Source organism: Pontixanthobacter gangjinensis (assembly GCF_009827545.1).
Taxonomy (GTDB): Bacteria; Pseudomonadota; Alphaproteobacteria; order Sphingomonadales; family Sphingomonadaceae; genus Pontixanthobacter; species Pontixanthobacter gangjinensis.
On the sequence record NZ_WTYS01000001.1, the window covers coordinates 1,645,842 to 1,662,584 of the forward strand.

Consider the following 16,743-nt stretch of genomic DNA (forward strand, 5'->3'; position numbering starts at 1 on the left):
CTCGTCAGCCGCGCATAATCGGCGCGGCACACAGGGAGAATTTACATGAGAGCTTTCGTTTTTCCGGGGCAGGGCAGCCAGAAAGTCGGTATGGGCGGTGGCCTCGCCGCAGCCAGCGCCACCGCTCGGTCCGTATTCGAAGAAGTCGATGATGCATTGTCTCAGAATTTGTCGACGATCATGCGCGACGGGCCGGAAGCAGAACTGACCCTCACCGCCAATGCCCAGCCGGCGATCATGGCCAATGCCATCGCCACCTTGCGCGTGCTGGAGCATGATTTCGGCATTGTGCTGGAGGATAAAGGCAGCTGCGTTGCTGGACACTCATTGGGCGAATATACCGCGCTTTGCGCGGTCGGCGCGTTTTCGCTTGGCGATACAGCGCGCCTGCTCAAACTGCGCGGGAAAGCAATGCAAGCCGCAGTGCCGGTGGGTGTTGGTGCAATGTGCGCGCTGCTTGGCGCTGATGTTGAAAAGGCGCTGGCGCTGGCAACTGCGGCGGCTGAGGGCGAAGTGTGCGAACTAGCCAACGATAATGACCCGACACAAGTGGTGCTGTCCGGCCATGTCGGGGCGATTGAGCGAGCCGTCGCAATGGTCAAGGATCACGGTATCAAACGCGGGGTGCCTTTGCCGGTGTCCGCTCCGTTCCATTGTTCGTTGATGCAACCAGCGGCCGATGCAATGGCGGAGGCGCTTGCGGAGACCTCTCCTGAATCGATGAGCCTGCCGATCTATGCTAATGTCACAGCTGCGCTGGTCAGTGACCCGTCAGAAGAACAACGCCTGCTGGTCGAACAGGTTACCGGACGGGTCCGTTGGCGTGAAAGCGTGTTGGCAATGCGCGCAGCCGGAGTCGAACATTTTGTAGAATTGGGCGGCAAGGTGCTCGGCCCTATGATTAGCCGCATCGATAAAGAGGCACAGGTGACAAGCGTCATCACAATGGACGATATTGAAGAACTCGCGAAGGAACTTGGCTGATGTTTGATCTCACTGGAAAAACCGCTCTTGTAACAGGTGCCAGCGGGGGCATCGGCTCGGCGATTGCTTATGCCTTGGCAAAGCAGGGCGCACGGCTGGCCCTGTCAGGCTCCAACGGCGACAAGTTGCGGATTTTCCGCGAGCAGTTGAATGACGAAGTGGGCGGCGATCATGTCGAGATCACCTGTAATCTGTCGGATAGCGAGAGCGTGGAGCATCTTGTCCCCGCGACCGTCGATACGCTCGGTAAAATCGATATTCTGGTCAACAATGCCGGGATTACTCGGGACAATCTCGCGATGCGGATGAAAGATGAGGAATGGGAGCAGGTTATGAAGGTCAACCTCGAATCTGCTTTCCGCCTGATGCGTGCCTGCGCGCGGCCGATGATGAAGGCGCGCAATGGCCGGATTATTTCAATCACCAGCGTAGTCGGCGCGACCGGTAACCCCGGGCAAATGAACTATGCGGCAGCAAAGGCCGGGCTGGTCGGTGCGACCAAGAGCCTAGCGCAGGAATTGGCCAGCCGCGGCATCACCGCAAACTGTATTGCGCCAGGTTTTATCCGAACTGCGATGACCGATGAATTGCCCGACGCGCAGAAGGAGGCGCTCAATGCGCGCATCCCTATGGGCCGCATGGGTGAGGGCGAGGATATTGGCGCTGCGGTGGCCTATCTTGCCTCAGATGAGGCTGCCTATATTACCGGCCAGACGCTGCATGTAAACGGCGGCATGGCGATGCTCGGGTAAGGATCGGGCGATCCGAAGCTGATTTGGCGAGGTTTATCCCCAAGGAATCAACCTTTCCAAGCATATTGGCGAGGTGCGGCCTTGCCCCGTGGCACTCCACCGCTAAAGATAGAACAACTTTACCGGCGCTGGCTGGCGATGCTGGCCATATGCGCGAAATAGGGAATTGAGACGCCATGAAGGCCACAATCGAACGCGCTACGCTGCTGCGCTGTTTGTCCCACGTTCAATCAGTGGTTGAACGCCGCAACACTATTCCAATCCTGTCCAATGTGCTGATTGAAGCGGACGAGAATGGTTCGGTGAAAGTCATGGCGACAGATCTGGACTTGCAAGTCATCGAAAATATGGCAGCGGCCTCGGTCGAGAGCGCCGGTGCGATTACAGTGTCTGCGCATTTACTTTTTGATATTGCGCGCAAGTTGCCGGAGGGCAGCCAGGTCGGATTGGAAACTTCCGACAATCGTATGGCGATCAAGGCTGGTCGCAGCCGGTTCTCCTTGCCGACATTGCCGCGTGATGATTTCCCGACGATTGTGGAAGGCGATTTGCCAACCAGCTTCGAGATTCCGGCGAAATTGCTCGCTGAATTGATCGACCGCACGCGCTTTGCGATTTCCACCGAAGAAACGCGCTATTATCTCAACGGCATTTTCTTGCACGTTGCGGAAGACGGCGGTTCCAATTCGGGTCCTGTTTTGAAAGCTGCTGCAACCGACGGTCACCGCCTTGCGCGCTTTACGATAGACCAACCCGAGGGCGCCGAGGGCATGCCCGACGTAATCGTGCCGCGCAAAGCCGTAGCCGAATTGCGTAAGCTTCTCGACGAGGCGCTCGATGGCAATGTCCAGATCGACCTGTCGGCAAGCAAGATTCGGTTCACTATGGGCGGAGAGGGCGGCGTTGTGCTGACTTCCAAGCTTATCGACGGTACATTCCCCGATTACAGCCGCGTTATCCCGACGGGTAATGACAAGCTGCTGAAGATTGACCCGCGCAGCTTTTTCCAGGGTGTCGACCGTGTCGCGACCATCGCCACGGAGAAGACCCGCGCTGTAAAGATGGGGCTTGAAACCGACAAGGTCGTGCTTTCCGTCAGCAGCCCGGACAATGGCACTGCGACCGAAGAAGTCGCAGCGCAATATGGCTCAGACAGCTTTGAAATCGGCTTCAACGCCAATTATCTCAAAGATATTCTCAGCCAAATCGACAGCGACACCGTCGAACTGCATCTGGCAGACGCCGGTGCACCAACACTGATCCGCAAGGACGACAAGAGCCCCGCGCTTTACGTGCTGATGCCGATGCGAGTGTAGGTCTGTGACCAGCCCGGTCCGGATCTACGGCCCGGTAATTTCGACTTACGTTCGCGTAGTGCAAATCGTTTGCGAGGAAGCAAGCATTGCGCATCAGATAATCCCGACTCCCGCGCATTCGCCCGCTAACCGCCACCCGTTTGGCAGAGTTCCGGTGGTGCATGTTGACGGGCTGGAGCTGTTTGAAACGCCCTCGATCGCCAATTATATCGACAATGCGCATAATCGCGGTGCTTTGCAGCCAAGCGATCCGGCGGCGCGCGCGGCGACAGAGCGGTGGATCGGAATTGCCAATTCTTATCTGTTTCCATTGTTCGAACGCGGATTGGTGATGCCGTACATCATGCATAAATTGGGTGGCATGGAGCTTGATAAGGCGCGCATCTCCAAGAGTTTACCCGATATTGCCAAGACATTATCGTTTCTCGATTTTGAGTTGCAGAAGGACGGAGCCTGGACTGCGGAAGGGTTCACGCTTGCGGACATCTTCCTTTATTGTGTGCTACGCGGGGTCGAGCTGACGCCCGAGGGTGCCGCGGGTATAGCCCAGATGCAGGTGCTCCCGCTGTGGCTGGCTTCATGCAGAACGCGGCCCTCAATTGCCGCTACGGCATGGGAGACCGAACGGGTTTGAGCGTTTCGCACTCGCAAAATTGGCTATCTCGGTCTACGCTACCGCTACGATTTCAGGAGATACACAATGAGCCAAGCCGTCCATGTCCACCGCGAGAAGTTGACCGAAGCCAAGCTAGTCGACGCCGCTATGCCAACGCTGGCTGAGGGCGCAGTGCGTCTGAAGGTCGAAAGCTTTGCGGTTACCGCCAACAATGTGACCTATGCGGTTGCTGGCGACCGGTTTGGTTATTGGAATTTCTTCCCGGCAGAAGGCGAATTCGGGATTGTTCCTATGTGGGGCCACGCGGTGGTTGAAAGCTCAAACAACGCGGATTTTGCAGTGGGCGAGCGCGCTTACGGCTATTTGCCGATGGGAACGCATCTCGATGTAATCCCGGGCAAAGTAACTGCGCATGGCTTTATGGATATGGCCGAACATCGCCAGCCGATGAGCCCGATTTATAACCAATATTCACGGCTTGCAGCTGACCCTGAGCATGATGCCGCGCGCGAGTCCGAGCGGATGATATTTGGGCCATTGTTCAAAACCGGTTTCCTTATCGAAAACTTCATGCGGCGTGAGAATTGGTTTGGCGCAGAGGCGGTTGTTCTAACCAGCGCTTCATCCAAAACCGCGATGGGTTTGGCCAGCGTTACCAAAGACCGGTCACCAAATACGCGGCGTATCGGCCTAACTTCGGCTGGCAATGTGGCGTTTGTTAAAGATGCGGGCTTGTATGATGAAGTCGTGGCCTATGATGATGTTGAGTCGTTGGCTCAAGTCCCGTCGGTCACGGTCGATTTTGCCGGTAATGGCGGGTTGCTTCGCCAATTGCACAAGCATTTCGGCGATAATCTGAAATATTCCTGCCTGGTCGGAGCGACGCATATTGATGAGCGCGGCGGTGCGTTAGCAGAGCCAGAGCCAGAGCCGATGGCCGGTCCAGCGCCGGTCTTGTTTTTCGCGCCCGATCATGCGGTCGCTCTGTTCAAAGATTTGGGACATGAAGAGGCGGGCAAGCAGCTTGCGGCCAGTTGGCACCAGTTCATGACTGATGTGGGTGATACCGTCGAAGTCGACATCCGCAGCGGTATTGATGCCGCGCGCGAAGCTTTTGTGACAATGCTGAGCGGAAAGGTCGACCCCGCGCAAGGTATCGTCATCCATCCGTAATAGAAATGTGAGTCCCGGCACAATTCGGGGCTCACATTCACCCTAAATATCGACAGCAATCTTGCCGAAATGCTTACCGCTTTCCTGATGGCGGAACGCATCGGCGAGGTCCGCCAGCGCGAATTTGTCTGAAATTACCGGCACAATGCCATTCGCTTCAATCCCCGCGATCATATCAAGTTGCTGCTTGCGGCTGCCGACCGTCAGGCCTTGAACGCGCAAGTTTTTCGCCATCAGCAAGGCCGTCTGCACCGGTCCTGCAAAGCCCGTCAGTACTCCGATCAAGGCTATATGGCCACCAACACGCGTGGCCATCATTGATTGGTCCAGTGTTCCCGCCCCGCCGATTTCGACAACGCAATCCACGCCTGCACCGCCAGTGAGTTCAAGAACCTTTGCGCCCCAGGCCTCGACTTCTTTGTAATTGATCAATTGGTCAGCGCCCAAGTCATTGAGCCGCTCCAGCTTCTCTCCGCTTGAACTGGTCGCGATTACGTTCGCGCCGGCGGCCTTTGCCATTTGCAATGCGAAAATCGACACGCCGCCTGTGCCTTGCACCAGCACGGTATCACCCGGCTTGATCGCATTATCCACAAACAGAGCGCGCCAAGCGGTCAAACCTGCGCAGGTGAGCGTCGCCGCTTGAGCCGCATCATAGCCTTTTGGCGCATGGGTAAACCATGTGGTGGGGGCGACGACTATTTCGCGCGCATAACCATCAATTCCGTCACCGGGCACTCGTTTGAACGCGCTGCCTGGCGGGGTTCCATCCAGCCAATCAGGAAAGAAGGTCGAAAGGACCAGATCACCGACATTGTAATCGGCTACGCCCTCACCAATTGCTTCGACGATACCGGCACCGTCGGACATCGGGATACGGCCTTGCTCTGTAGGCAGCATACCTTTGACCACTGCATAATCATGGTAGTTTAGCGAGGAAGCCTTCAAAGCGACACGAATTTCGCCCGCTCTGGGTGCGCCGGGATCGTCCATCTCGAACAGTTCGAGAGTATCGAGCGAGGAGGGCGCGGAGCCTGTGCGGACGGCCTTCATTCGGCTGCCTCCGCCAGTGTGGCACGCTGCGGCCCGCGGATTAGCCCGCCGGGTGTAGCGCCGGTCCATTTGCCCTCTCGGAAGGTCACTGCTCCGTTCTTGATCGTCGCGACATAGCCGTCGGCTTTTTGCAGCAAGCGCTTTCCTCCGGCAGGCAAGTCGAACGCCAGCCATGGCTTGCCTAGTTTAATCTTGGCAAAATCGATGATGTTGAGATCAGCCAGATAGCCGGGGGCGATTATTCCGCGATCTTCCAGACCATATAGCCGCGCTGTATCCAGGCATTGCCGCTTGATCGCATTTTCGAGCGTAATACGTTCGCCGCGCTTCCGGTCGCGAACCCAATGTTCGAGCATGAATGTAGGGCTCGCCGCATCGCAAATGGTGCCGCAATGCGCGCCACCATCAGATAGCGAGTTTACTGTATCATCTGCATGTTGCAGCGGATGCAGGAAGTCGAGGTTGCCATCCGCATAATTCAGTATTGGCAAATAGATGAAGCCAGTCCCATCATCGGCGCACAGCATGTCATAGGCATATTCCTGAGGGTCCACGCCCTTGGCAATTCCGCGTGCATTGACGCTGGCAGTAGCATCGGGTTCGTAATCAAAATCGGGGTCCATTTCATATTGCAGCGCCCAGCCTTGAGTGATCACCATCACCACGCCTAAAATATCTTTGGGGGCTTCGGAATAATCATTGGCTTCGGACAGAAGCTGCGCCTTGAACGCGGGATCGAGCAGTTTGGGTTTCTGCTGGTCCCAAGGCAAACCCTTGATTGCCTGCCAGCTGGGCCGATAGACAAACGGGTTTACGGTTCCCTGCCATGCCATGATAATACCGTTTCCACGCAATGCGATCTGCGCCACAATATTCGCACCGTTGTCATTTTGCGCGCGCATCGTGGCGATCTGTTCCTTCAGCGGCATTTCTTTGGCAATCGATTCCAGCGCCGCAAAAGTGACCGGCAGACCGGTTTCACGGCTTAGATCACCCATCCATTCGAATTCATTCCAGTCCCGCTGCAAATCGCTCGCCATCTCGAACACACCATGGCCGGCGCGGCCCATGGCCCGCCCGATTTCGATCAGCTCTTCGGTGGTGGCGGTTGTGCCCGGCACCAGCTCACCATCTATAGATTTGTGCAGAACTGTCCGGCTGGTGGAAAAACCAAGCGCACCGGCCCGCACCCCCTCTTCCACAATCGCGGACATTTTGGCGATATCATCAGAGGTGGGGACAGCGCCGGGTTGTTCGCGGTCTTCCAACACATAGGCACGCACGGCACCGTGTGGCACATGAGTGCCAATATCGACCGCGCGCGGCATCTTTTCCAGCGCATCTAGATATTCAGGGAAGGTCTCCCAATCCCACGTAATGCCCTCGGCCAGAGCGGTTCCGGGAATGTCCTCGACCCCTTCCATCAGGCTGATCAGCCATTCGTGCCGGTCGGGTTTCGCCGGAGCAAAGCCCACACCGCAATTGCCCATCACGACTGTGGTTACGCCATGCCAACTGGACGGGGCCATCTCCTGATCCCAGGTGGCCTGCCCGTCATAATGGGTGTGTATATCCACGAAGCCAGGCGTGACAAGATAGCCGCCGGCATCGATTTCTTCGGCCGCATCGCCGCGCACTTCTCCCACCTGAGCGATTACGCCATCTCTGATGGCGATGTCTCCGGTGAAACTGTCTTCTCCGGTTCCGTCGACGATTGTACCGTTTCGGATGATTAGATCAAATGCTGGCATGGTGGTTTCCTCTCTCTGAAGAGAGAATTCCATAGAGCGCTCGCTGAGTCCAGTTGCGTTTGGCTACTGGCTTGCTTTTATCATTGCAGCGATGTCGACGAATTTCTCTCGGGGGGAGCCAACACGGGCGGCAGCAGCTTCAGCTTCTTCGATCTTCTTCCAGTCCTGGAAGGTGACGATGTCTATTCCGCGTTCAGCCGCAAGCGTGTCGAAACCCGCTCGACCTGTTTTTCCAACCCGGCCGAGCTTACCCGCGTTCATGTCTTCTGCGACTTTCTCGATTACACCATATCCATCGGGCCGGTTGGTCCCGATTGTGCCCGATGGGCCTCGCCGTGCCCAGCCGACGCAATACAAGCCGGTTAGGATCCGGCCTTCGTCATTGGCAAAACGCCCTGCGCGCTGATCGAATGGAACGCCGCTTATCGGCGAGGTGCGATACCCGATGCAGGCCACAACCAAGTCAGCTTGTACTGAGTAGGTTTCGCCGGTCCCTGCCGCTCGGCCAGCTTGGAGCGTTGTGCGCTCTACCGTTACCGCATTTGCTGTTCCCTCTCCCTCGATTGCAATGGGGTTTGCGAAGAAATCAAACTCAACCTCAATGGCCTTTTCAGCGTGCATATCCTCGGGAATGACAGCGAAACTGCGCAAGTGAGTGACCGATTTTCTTATGCCCGGCTCAAGCACCGCATCATCGCCCTCATCTGGCAAATCAGCACGATCCACGCGGGGCGATGCGCGGTCAAGCGAACCAAGTTCTCCCAACTCTTTTGGCGTCATCATGATCTGATGAGGGCCGCGCCGCCCCAGAATAGTGATCTTCTCAATTCCCGAGGATGTAAGCGCATTTAGGGCATGGCCTACAATGTCACTGCCTTCAAATTCGCTTTCGGTTTTGGCTAATATGCGTGCGACATCAAGCGCGACATTGCCCATGCCAATGACCACAGCATGTTTACCCGAAAGGTCAGGGTTTAAATCTGCAAATTGCGGGTGACCATTATACCAGCCGACAAAGCTTGCGCTTCCGAAGACATTGCCAAGATCTTCGCCGGGCATGGCCAGTTTCCGGTCATTCGGCGCGCCCGTTGCGAGCACAATGGCATCATACAATTCGTGCAATTCGGCGATGGAAATATCCTCGCCCACGGCAACATTGCCAACAAAGCGGACATTGTCAGTCAACGCGGTCTTTTCATATCGCCGCGACACGCCTTTGATCGATTGGTGATCTGGGGCGACGCCGGTTCGGATCAGGCCATAGGGAACCGGCAATTTGTCGAAAATATCGACCCTAACCTCGTTACCCCAATGCTTCTGGGCGGCTTCGGCTGTGTAATAACCTGCCGGCCCAGAGCCGATAATCGCGATATGCCGCATAGTCTCTCCCGAAAATCAGGCTGCTTTTGATTGCTCCGCATCATCTATCACGTCCAAATGGGCGCGGATTGCCGCAACGCTTTCGTCCTTATGGCTCAGTAAGAACAAGTGACCGCCACCTTCCATTACCACCAATTCGCTGTTGGGGATCAGGCTACGCAGGAACTTGCCGTTGGCGAGCGGAACGATCGCATCGTCGTCACCCATAAGGATTAACGTTTCCTTCTTCATGAAGGGCAGGGCGGGCGCGCTGGTCCAACCTAGCATCGCAATCAATTGATACATATATCCGCGCGGCGATGGCGGAGTGAGGCGCGACATGTGAGCGCCCTTGCCGGGACCGCTGCCTAAGCCTTCGCCATACAGTGTTTCAAAGTTCTTGGTCATGAATTCCGGGTCAATATAGCGGCGCGGATTGGCCATTTTGGTCAGCGCTTTCGGGCTACCGGGAACCATCAACATGCCTGCGCTGGTTGCGATCAATACCAGCTTGCGCGTGCGGCCGGGATGCTGAATGGCGAAGTGCTGCGCCATTCCGCCGCCCCAGCTGATGCCCATCACATCGACTTGATCGAGGCCATAAAGGTCAAGAACTTGCGTCGCGGTCCATGCCATCGTCACCACATTATAGGGGACGAGCGGGGCAGGCGAGCCGCCTATCCCGGGCATGTCAAACATTATGAAGCTGCGATCACTAAATGCCTCCGCCATGGGTGCAACAGCTTCGATATTCGCGCCAATTCCGTTGAAAAACAGGATCGGGGGATGATCGCTTGGTTCATCCAGACGCCAACGTGCAATACGCAAATCGCGTCCACCAACATTTTCGATTGAAACCTCAGCCGATGCCATGGGGTCGGTCAAACAAAATTCCTTAAATTATTCAGATATAAAGCGCCGGTTAAGCGGGTTAAACTTCCTCAGAAACATACAGACCAGGGGCCGGATCTGATGGTTTGAATTTGGCATTGCCGAGTTTCTTCGGAGCGGCTTTCTTCTTGCCAGCGCGCTTGGTCACCCATTCTGCCCAATATGGCCACCAACTGCCGGCAACTTCCTCTGTACCTTGCAGCCATTCGTCAGCAGTCTTGGGCAGTTCGCCTGTTTTCTTCTGCACAAAATATTTGGCTTTCGGATTACCCGGAGGGTTCAGGATTGCTTGCATATGGCCAGCTTGGCTCAGGACATAGGTTACATCTTTGGAGCCAAACAGCTGCGTTGAACGGTATGTCGCCTTCCACGGGGTTATGTGGTCGGTCACGCCGCCGAGAATGAACAGATCGGCGGTGACTTTCGACAGATCGACCATGTGATCGACCATTTCGACCTCGCCCTTACGCGTAAACGCAAGCGTCTCAAACGCGGTCAGGAAGTCTCCCATCAGGCTGGCAGAAAGGTTTGTCGCGTCAGCGTTCCAGAACAACACGTCGAAGGCTGGCGGATCGTCGCCGAGCAAATAATTGTTGATCACATAGTTCCAAATGAGGTCATTCGGCCGCAACCAAGCAAAGCTGCGTGTCAGGTCGTCGCCCTTGATAATGCCCTTCTTGGCAGCACGGCGGCGCGCGAGCTGCATGCCATTTTCACTAACCAGAGATCCCGCTTCAATATCATTCTGCTTTGGGTGCAGAACGCAAACCATCAGCGTCAAGGCGCCAAGCAGATCGCTGCCATCTGCAGCAAGCTTGCTAGCCAGCATCGCTGCTGTCTGCCCACCAGAGCAACCAGCCGAAACGTTAACCTTCTTTGCTCCCGTTATTGCAGCAGCAGCTTCCATCGCCTCACGGCAGGAATTGACGTAATCCGTCATGTTCCAATGGCCCTGTTCTTTCGAAGGGTTGCGCCACGAAATTACAAAAGTCTGGATGCCGTTATCGAGCTGCCACTTCACCACCGATTTATCGGGGCTTAGATCATTGATATACATCTTATTAATTTGCGGCGGGATGGTCAGTTGCGGTATTTCATACACTTCATCTGTTGTCGGTGCATAGTGAACCAATTCCATCATTTCTGTGCGCAACACGACCGCACCTTTTGAAATTGCGATATTCTCGCCCAGCTTGAATGGCCGCTTGTCAACCATGCTAACCATGCCCTTGTTGTGGACCATGTCGTTGTAAGCATTTTTCAAGCCTTTAACGAGGCTGAGGCCGCCGCTATCGACCAATCGCTTCTGCGCAGTGGGGTTGCCGAGAAGTGTGTTGGTAGGGGCCAGCCCGTCAATAATAATGTTGGAAATGAAGTTGGCGCGGTCTCGTTCCAGATCGTCCAGTTCCAGATCATTGAGCCAGTTGCTCATGCCCTTTTGAACCGCGAGATAATATTGCGCACCGGCCCGGAAAAACGGGTTGTACTGCCAAGCAGGATCGCGGAACCGCTTATCCTTGGGGTCAGGCGCCAGATCAGACTTGCCGGTCATGATCTTAATCATGTCCTGTCCGACTTCCTGAGCATGTTTCACAGACCGCATTGGGTCGCTGGCGGTTTCGCGCAGCAGCAGGGCGATCGCCCCAACAAAATCCTCGCGAGCCAACCCGATCATCGGGCCTAATGCGGTGGTGGATTGGGCTGCTTCATCAGCAAGTTTTTTGCCTTCGGCCATGTATTCTCCTGCTCCCCTGCATTCAATTTGTTCTTTCCGGTTTCATGCACCGCGCGGTGGTGATTGGCAAGCCGAGGATAATCGCGGTTCCAAATATGGCTCGGATTCTTTTAAAAATTAACTGTTTTTCAAAAGCCTTTCGGCATGGAGAGGGCATGGGCGGAAACCAACCGCAGAGGCAGGCAATAGGAGGCCGTGAAGAGGCACGTGAAAGCGTGCCCGCAATCGTGCGTCCTGGCCTATCGTCAGATCAAAGCCGCAGACCGGGCGAGAACCCCATAGACACTACTGGTGTAACACGCCGGTCCGAGGGACAGCGCCGCAAGACCGCCACGCGCAATCAATCCGTAAGCAAGGAGGCCGGCTGGGACGCCGAATACGTTCTGCCGCATAACTGGTGGGTAACCGGCTTAGCGATCGCTGCTATGATGCCGCTGGCCGCGTTGGCCAGCATGTCCCTTCCGTCCGTTCTCATTGCGGCGACGGCGCTGGCATCGACAGCCATATCTCTGTTTTCGCGCAAGATCGCACCATGGGAGCGTGCGGCTAAGGCCAAAGCTCTTGCCCCCATGATATTGGCTTGGATTTCAATTTTAATACCCGTAGCTGGTCATGCTGTCGTCTTGGTCTCTTGGGGGATGAATGGCGGCCTCAACTGGCCTTGGGTTGTGGCGGGCATCATTTCTTCGAATGTAATGTGCATCGTGCTTTTGAGGCATCGCACCTATCAACAATTGGCCTGCCTCTGGCTTTCTTGGGGTATCATTGCGATCGGCTTTGGCAGTTTTGACGCAGTTGCTGCACTGATTGCAGCCGGGGTGTTTATAACACTAGTTGGTCGATACCAAATCGAACAAGATCGAGTGGACATGGTAGCTGCTCAGGCTCGTGAACGTGAGCGCAATCGTGCAGAGGATATCCTCCGAGATTATGAGGAAACAGGTCAGGGCTGGTTCTGGGAAACTGACCGGCGAGGGCTTCTGACGTATCTCTCCCCGTCTGTAATCGCAGTGCTAAAGCGTCCGCCATCCGCTATTCTTGGCAAGCCGTTTATCGATTTGTTCGACCTAAATGATGACAATCGAGACGGCGAACGGACTTTAACATTTCACCTATCTGCCCGTTCGTCGTTCCAAGAATTGGGAACTCGCGCTGTCGCACCCGGTGAAGAGCGCTGGTGGTCGGTCAGCGGACGTCCGGCATACGATAGTTTCCAGAACTTCGTTGGTTTTCGTGGTTCCGGCACTGACCTTACCGAAAAGAAGCGCAGTGCAGAAAATGTCAATCGGCTTGCTCAATATGATTCACTCACTGGCCTCGCCAACCGGTTCCAAATGCAGCAAACTCTGGAAAAAATTCTCAAAGCGCCGCTAGAACAGCACCGCGAGTGCAGTGTATTTCTGTTGGATCTGGACCGCTTCAAACATGTTAACGATACGCTGGGTCATCCCGCGGGTGACGCACTGCTGAAGCAGGTTGCCGACCGGCTAACGCGTTCCGTTGGCAAGCAAGGCAGGGTCGGCAGGCTTGGTGGCGACGAATTCGAAGTCATTATCCATGGACGATCAGAACGGCAGCAATTGGCGCAGTTGGCCCATGAAATCATCCACGCGCTGTCCCAGCCATATTCGATTGAAGGCCAGCGCGTTGTGATTGGCGCATCGATTGGTATTGCGGTTGCGCCTGCGAATGGTGAAACGAATGAATCCCTGGTCCGTAATTCGGATCTTGCACTTTATGCTGCAAAAGATGGAGGCCGTGGACGCTATCATTTTTATTCGAATGATTTGCATTCAGCTGCGGAGGAAAGAAGCAAGGTTGAGGAAGATTTGCGAGATGCAATTGCAAATGGCTCCTTGGAATTATTCTATCAGCCGGTGGTGTGCTCGCATGATGATACAATTGCCGGCTTCGAAGCCCTGCTACGTTGGAACCACCCCACGAGAGGCTGGCTTTCGCCCAGCAAGTTTATTCATATTGCGGAAGATACCGGGCTAATTTCGGCGATTGGTGAATGGGCGATAAGGACAGCTTGCAATGACTTGGCGCAATGGCCGGAAAATATTCGTTGTGCGGTCAATGTTTCACCTGTGCAGTTTTCCAACCCGCAATTGCCGTCAATCATTACCAACGCTGTTGCCCGGTCGGGGATTGCGCCTTCGAGGCTGGAATTAGAGATTACCGAAAGCGTGTTTCTGAACGATGATGAAGGCACAGATGCCATGTTCACTGCTCTAAAACGCGTCGGTGTGCGACTGGCACTTGATGATTTTGGGACGGGATATTCATCGCTGGGATATCTCAAAAAGGCACCCTTCGATAAAATCAAAATCGACCAAAGTTTTGTGAGGGGCGCGACGGAGCCAGGCAGCCGGAATGGTGCAATTATCACATCGATTACCAGCCTAGCAAAAGCGTTGGGGATGGATACCACTGCGGAAGGCGTGGAAACGCTGGATGAACTCGATCTCGTCCGCAAGCTTGGTTGCAGCCATGTCCAAGGATATATTTATTCCAAGGCAGTCAACACCACTGCCATCGCACGATTGCTCGCTTCCGGACCGCAAATGAAAGCTCAAGGCTATCGTTCGGCACGCGGTCCTCGCCAAACCATGTTGCGCAAGGTGATGCTCGAGACTGGCGGACAATTTTATAATGCAAAGATCCGCAACATTGGACTAGGTGGTGCCATGATTGAAGGGTTGTGGAATGTCCCCCCTGGCACGACATTTAACGTTGCATTTTCCGCTTCCAAGATTGTTTCAGCAGTTTCAATTTGGAGCGAGGATGACCGGATGGGCGTACAATTCTCCGAGCCTCTCGACTTAGAAGCTGATGGGTTGCCGCGGAACGAACCGGTTGGAATCCCACATGTCTAAACGCGGTTTCCTTTCCCGACTTAATGCAGTTTCGCATGTTAGAGGTTCAAAGCAGGTAGCTCGCATAGATAACGCGCAGCGCTTAGAATTGCTCGATAATTTCGAGAATCTTGATCTCGGCTGGTTCTGGGCCACCGATGATGGAGGTCGGCTTATTTATTTGTCTGAAAGCGCAGCGTCTGCTCTTGGCCAAACCAGCTCTACATTGATCGGCGAAATACTTACGGGCTTATTCATTCCTGACAAAAGTGATGATCCGGAAAAGGCGGAAAGACCACTTCCTTTTCTTATGAGCGCAAGGAACTCTTTTGCGGACCTTTCGGCGCGAGTGCATGTTCCAAACAGCTCGACTGAAGCGTGGTGGTCAATATCGGGCAAACCACAGTTTGACGAAGCCGGAAACTTCGCAGGGTATCGCGGTGGCGCGAAAGACATAACATCCGCGCGCGAACGCAACCGTGATGCATCGCGGCTGGCGCAATACGATGTGCTAACCGGGTTAGCCAATCGGCACAGGATGGAAAAGCGGCTAACCGCAACACTTACAGCGTATAAGGTGGCCAAGCGCAGTTGCGCTTTGATGATGCTGGATCTGGACCGTTTCAAGCAAGTAAACGACACCTTGGGCCACCCCGCAGGTGATGAGCTTTTGAAACAGGTGGCGCAGCGCCTGACCAGCCTATTGGGAGAAGCGGGCGAGATCGGCAGGATCGGCGGGGATGAATTCCAAGTCCTGCTGCCGGACATGGACGACCGCGGCAAACTGGGTGAATTGGCCCAACGTGTAATTCAAATGGTATCACAGCCATATTCGATTGACGGAAGCCGGGCGATTATCGGCACGTCAATCGGTATCGCAATCGCCCCTTATGATGGTATCGAGCCGGGCGAATTGATCAGCAGTGCTGATCTGGCACTTTATGCTGCCAAAGGCGGCGGGCGGGGACAATTTCGTTTCTATTCCAGCGACCTCAAAGACGGCGCTAAGATGCGTAAGCAGATCGAAGAGGATCTGCGAGACGCCCTGCAACAGGATCAGTTGGAACTGCATTATCAACCGATCATCTGCGCAAAAAATCGAACGGTGCGCTGCTTTGAAGCGTTAATGCGTTGGAATCATCCAGAGCGTGGCTGGATCAGCCCGTCTCAATTTATTTCGATTGCAGAAGAGACCGGCATAATTTCTGATATCGGTGAGTGGGCAATCCTGCGCGCATGCCGTGACGCTGCTACTTGGCCCGGTGAAATGAGGGTTGCTGTTAATGTTTCCGCTGTGCAATTCGCAAATGAGGAATTCGACAAGGTTGTCGAACTGGCATTGGCCGCAACCAACTTTGATCCAAACCGCCTTGAACTGGAAATAACCGAAAGCGTGTTCATGAGCGATCCTTTCGCTACGAACCGTATGTTCAAACGGCTGAAGAAAATTGGCGTCCGGTTGGCGTTGGACGATTTTGGAACCGGCTATTCCTCGCTTGGGTATCTGCGTGATGCACCCTTTGACAAGATAAAGATCGATCAGAGCTTCGTGCGCGGGTCGACAGAGGCTGGTAATAACAATTCTGCAATAATCACGGCCATTATCAGTCTGGCAGCCGCATTGGGTATGGAAACAGTGGCTGAAGGCGTTGAGGCGCTGGATGAACTTAATTTGGTGACAGAGCGAGGCGCTGATTTGATCCAGGGTTTCATCTTCGCCAGGGCAATGAATCAGGTCGATATCCTCGAGCGGCTTGAATCCGGACGGCTGAAGTTCGATCCGGTTGGTCCTGCAAAGCACAGGTCCGATCGTCGCACTGTATTCCGGAAGATCGGCGTGATTCATGAGGACCATCGCTACGAGGCTGTTTTGAGGAATCTATCGCGGACGGGCGCGATGATTGAAGGAATATTGAACATCCCCGAATCAACCAAATTGGTGCTTGATCTTGGCGAAGGCCAATTGGCAGTCGCGGTTGTGCGCCGATCGGATGATGCAACGCAAGGGCTTGAATTTGAGGCACCACTGGTCAGCGATGGCGCCGATGGATTGTGCACTCGCCACCGGATATCTCCCTATGCGTTGGCTGCCGCAGGGATGCCATTAGGGGCGTTACCTCCCGGCCATTATCCCCTCATCAAAAATCAGAATGCGGACGGCACACCAACACTCCCGCAATTCATGCAGATTGATATGAGCGCCAAGTCCAGTTAGCCTTAACGCATAGAAGCTGCTGACAGGTCCGTTCAGCATC

Annotated in this window: 12 protein-coding genes; 7 read left to right on the top strand and 5 right to left on the bottom strand. The window is 54.9% G+C overall.

Features of this window, described 5'->3' with window-relative positions; genetic code table 11:
* The first annotated feature begins 45 nt into the window (after window positions 1-45).
* The 5 genes from fabD (at window position 46) to GRI36_RS07820 (ending at window position 4,841) form a co-directional block, all read left to right on the top strand.
* Window positions 46-984, top strand: coding sequence for an ACP S-malonyltransferase (gene fabD, locus GRI36_RS07800; RefSeq protein ID WP_160597947.1), 939 nt, complete (start codon window positions 46-48; stop codon window positions 982-984).
* Window positions 984-1,736, top strand: a complete 753-nt coding sequence (fabG, locus tag GRI36_RS07805; protein ID WP_160597948.1) for a 3-oxoacyl-ACP reductase FabG — start codon at window positions 984-986, stop codon at window positions 1,734-1,736. The genes fabD and fabG overlap by 1 nt, the downstream gene beginning before the upstream one ends.
* Before the next feature lie 176 nt (window positions 1,737-1,912).
* Window positions 1,913-3,052: a DNA polymerase III subunit beta gene (gene dnaN, locus GRI36_RS07810; protein ID WP_160597949.1), complete on the top strand. Its 1,140-nt coding sequence runs from the start codon at window positions 1,913-1,915 to the stop codon at window positions 3,050-3,052.
* A 4-nt stretch (window positions 3,053-3,056) separates the two neighbouring features.
* Entirely contained in the window at window positions 3,057-3,686 is a 630-nt protein-coding gene (locus GRI36_RS07815) for a glutathione S-transferase family protein (protein WP_160597950.1), read from the top strand.
* A 66-nt stretch (window positions 3,687-3,752) separates the two neighbouring features.
* Window positions 3,753-4,841, top strand: a complete 1,089-nt coding sequence (locus tag GRI36_RS07820) for a DUF2855 family protein (RefSeq protein ID WP_160597951.1) — start codon at window positions 3,753-3,755, stop codon at window positions 4,839-4,841.
* A 42-nt stretch (window positions 4,842-4,883) separates the two neighbouring features.
* Here GRI36_RS07820 and GRI36_RS07825 read toward each other — a convergent pair whose 3' ends face one another.
* From GRI36_RS07825 to GRI36_RS07845, 5 genes are all read right to left on the bottom strand, one after another.
* Window positions 4,884-5,894: a zinc-dependent alcohol dehydrogenase family protein gene (locus tag GRI36_RS07825; RefSeq protein ID WP_160597952.1), complete on the bottom strand. Its 1,011-nt coding sequence runs from the start codon at window positions 5,892-5,894 to the stop codon at window positions 4,884-4,886.
* A complete protein-coding gene (locus GRI36_RS07830) occupies window positions 5,891-7,645 on the bottom strand; it encodes an N-acyl-D-amino-acid deacylase family protein (RefSeq protein ID WP_160597953.1) in 1,755 nt (584 codons plus the stop codon). The genes GRI36_RS07825 and GRI36_RS07830 overlap by 4 nt, the downstream gene beginning before the upstream one ends.
* Window positions 7,646-7,708: 63 nt before the next feature.
* On the bottom strand, window positions 7,709-9,025 hold the full coding sequence (locus GRI36_RS07835) for an FAD-dependent oxidoreductase (protein WP_160597954.1): 1,317 nt from the start codon (window positions 9,023-9,025) through the stop codon (window positions 7,709-7,711).
* A 15-nt stretch (window positions 9,026-9,040) separates the two neighbouring features.
* Window positions 9,041-9,889 (bottom strand): alpha/beta fold hydrolase, encoded by an 849-nt coding sequence (locus GRI36_RS07840; RefSeq protein WP_235902196.1) that lies wholly within the window; start codon window positions 9,887-9,889, stop codon window positions 9,041-9,043.
* Window positions 9,890-9,935: 46 nt separating this feature from the next.
* On the bottom strand, window positions 9,936-11,630 hold the full coding sequence (locus GRI36_RS07845) for a PHA/PHB synthase family protein (RefSeq protein ID WP_160597955.1): 1,695 nt from the start codon (window positions 11,628-11,630) through the stop codon (window positions 9,936-9,938).
* A 155-nt stretch (window positions 11,631-11,785) separates the two neighbouring features.
* Here GRI36_RS07845 and GRI36_RS07850 point away from each other — a divergent pair, with 155 nt between their 5' ends.
* Window positions 11,786-14,509, top strand: coding sequence for a putative bifunctional diguanylate cyclase/phosphodiesterase (locus tag GRI36_RS07850; protein ID WP_235902197.1), 2,724 nt, complete (start codon window positions 11,786-11,788; stop codon window positions 14,507-14,509).
* The gene (locus GRI36_RS07855; RefSeq protein ID WP_160597956.1) at window positions 14,502-16,703 is read left to right on the top strand and encodes an EAL domain-containing protein; all 2,202 of its coding nucleotides are present in this window, start codon (window positions 14,502-14,504) and stop codon (window positions 16,701-16,703) included. Before GRI36_RS07850 ends, GRI36_RS07855 begins: the two co-directional genes overlap by 8 nt.
* The last annotated feature ends 40 nt before the right edge of the window (window positions 16,704-16,743 follow it).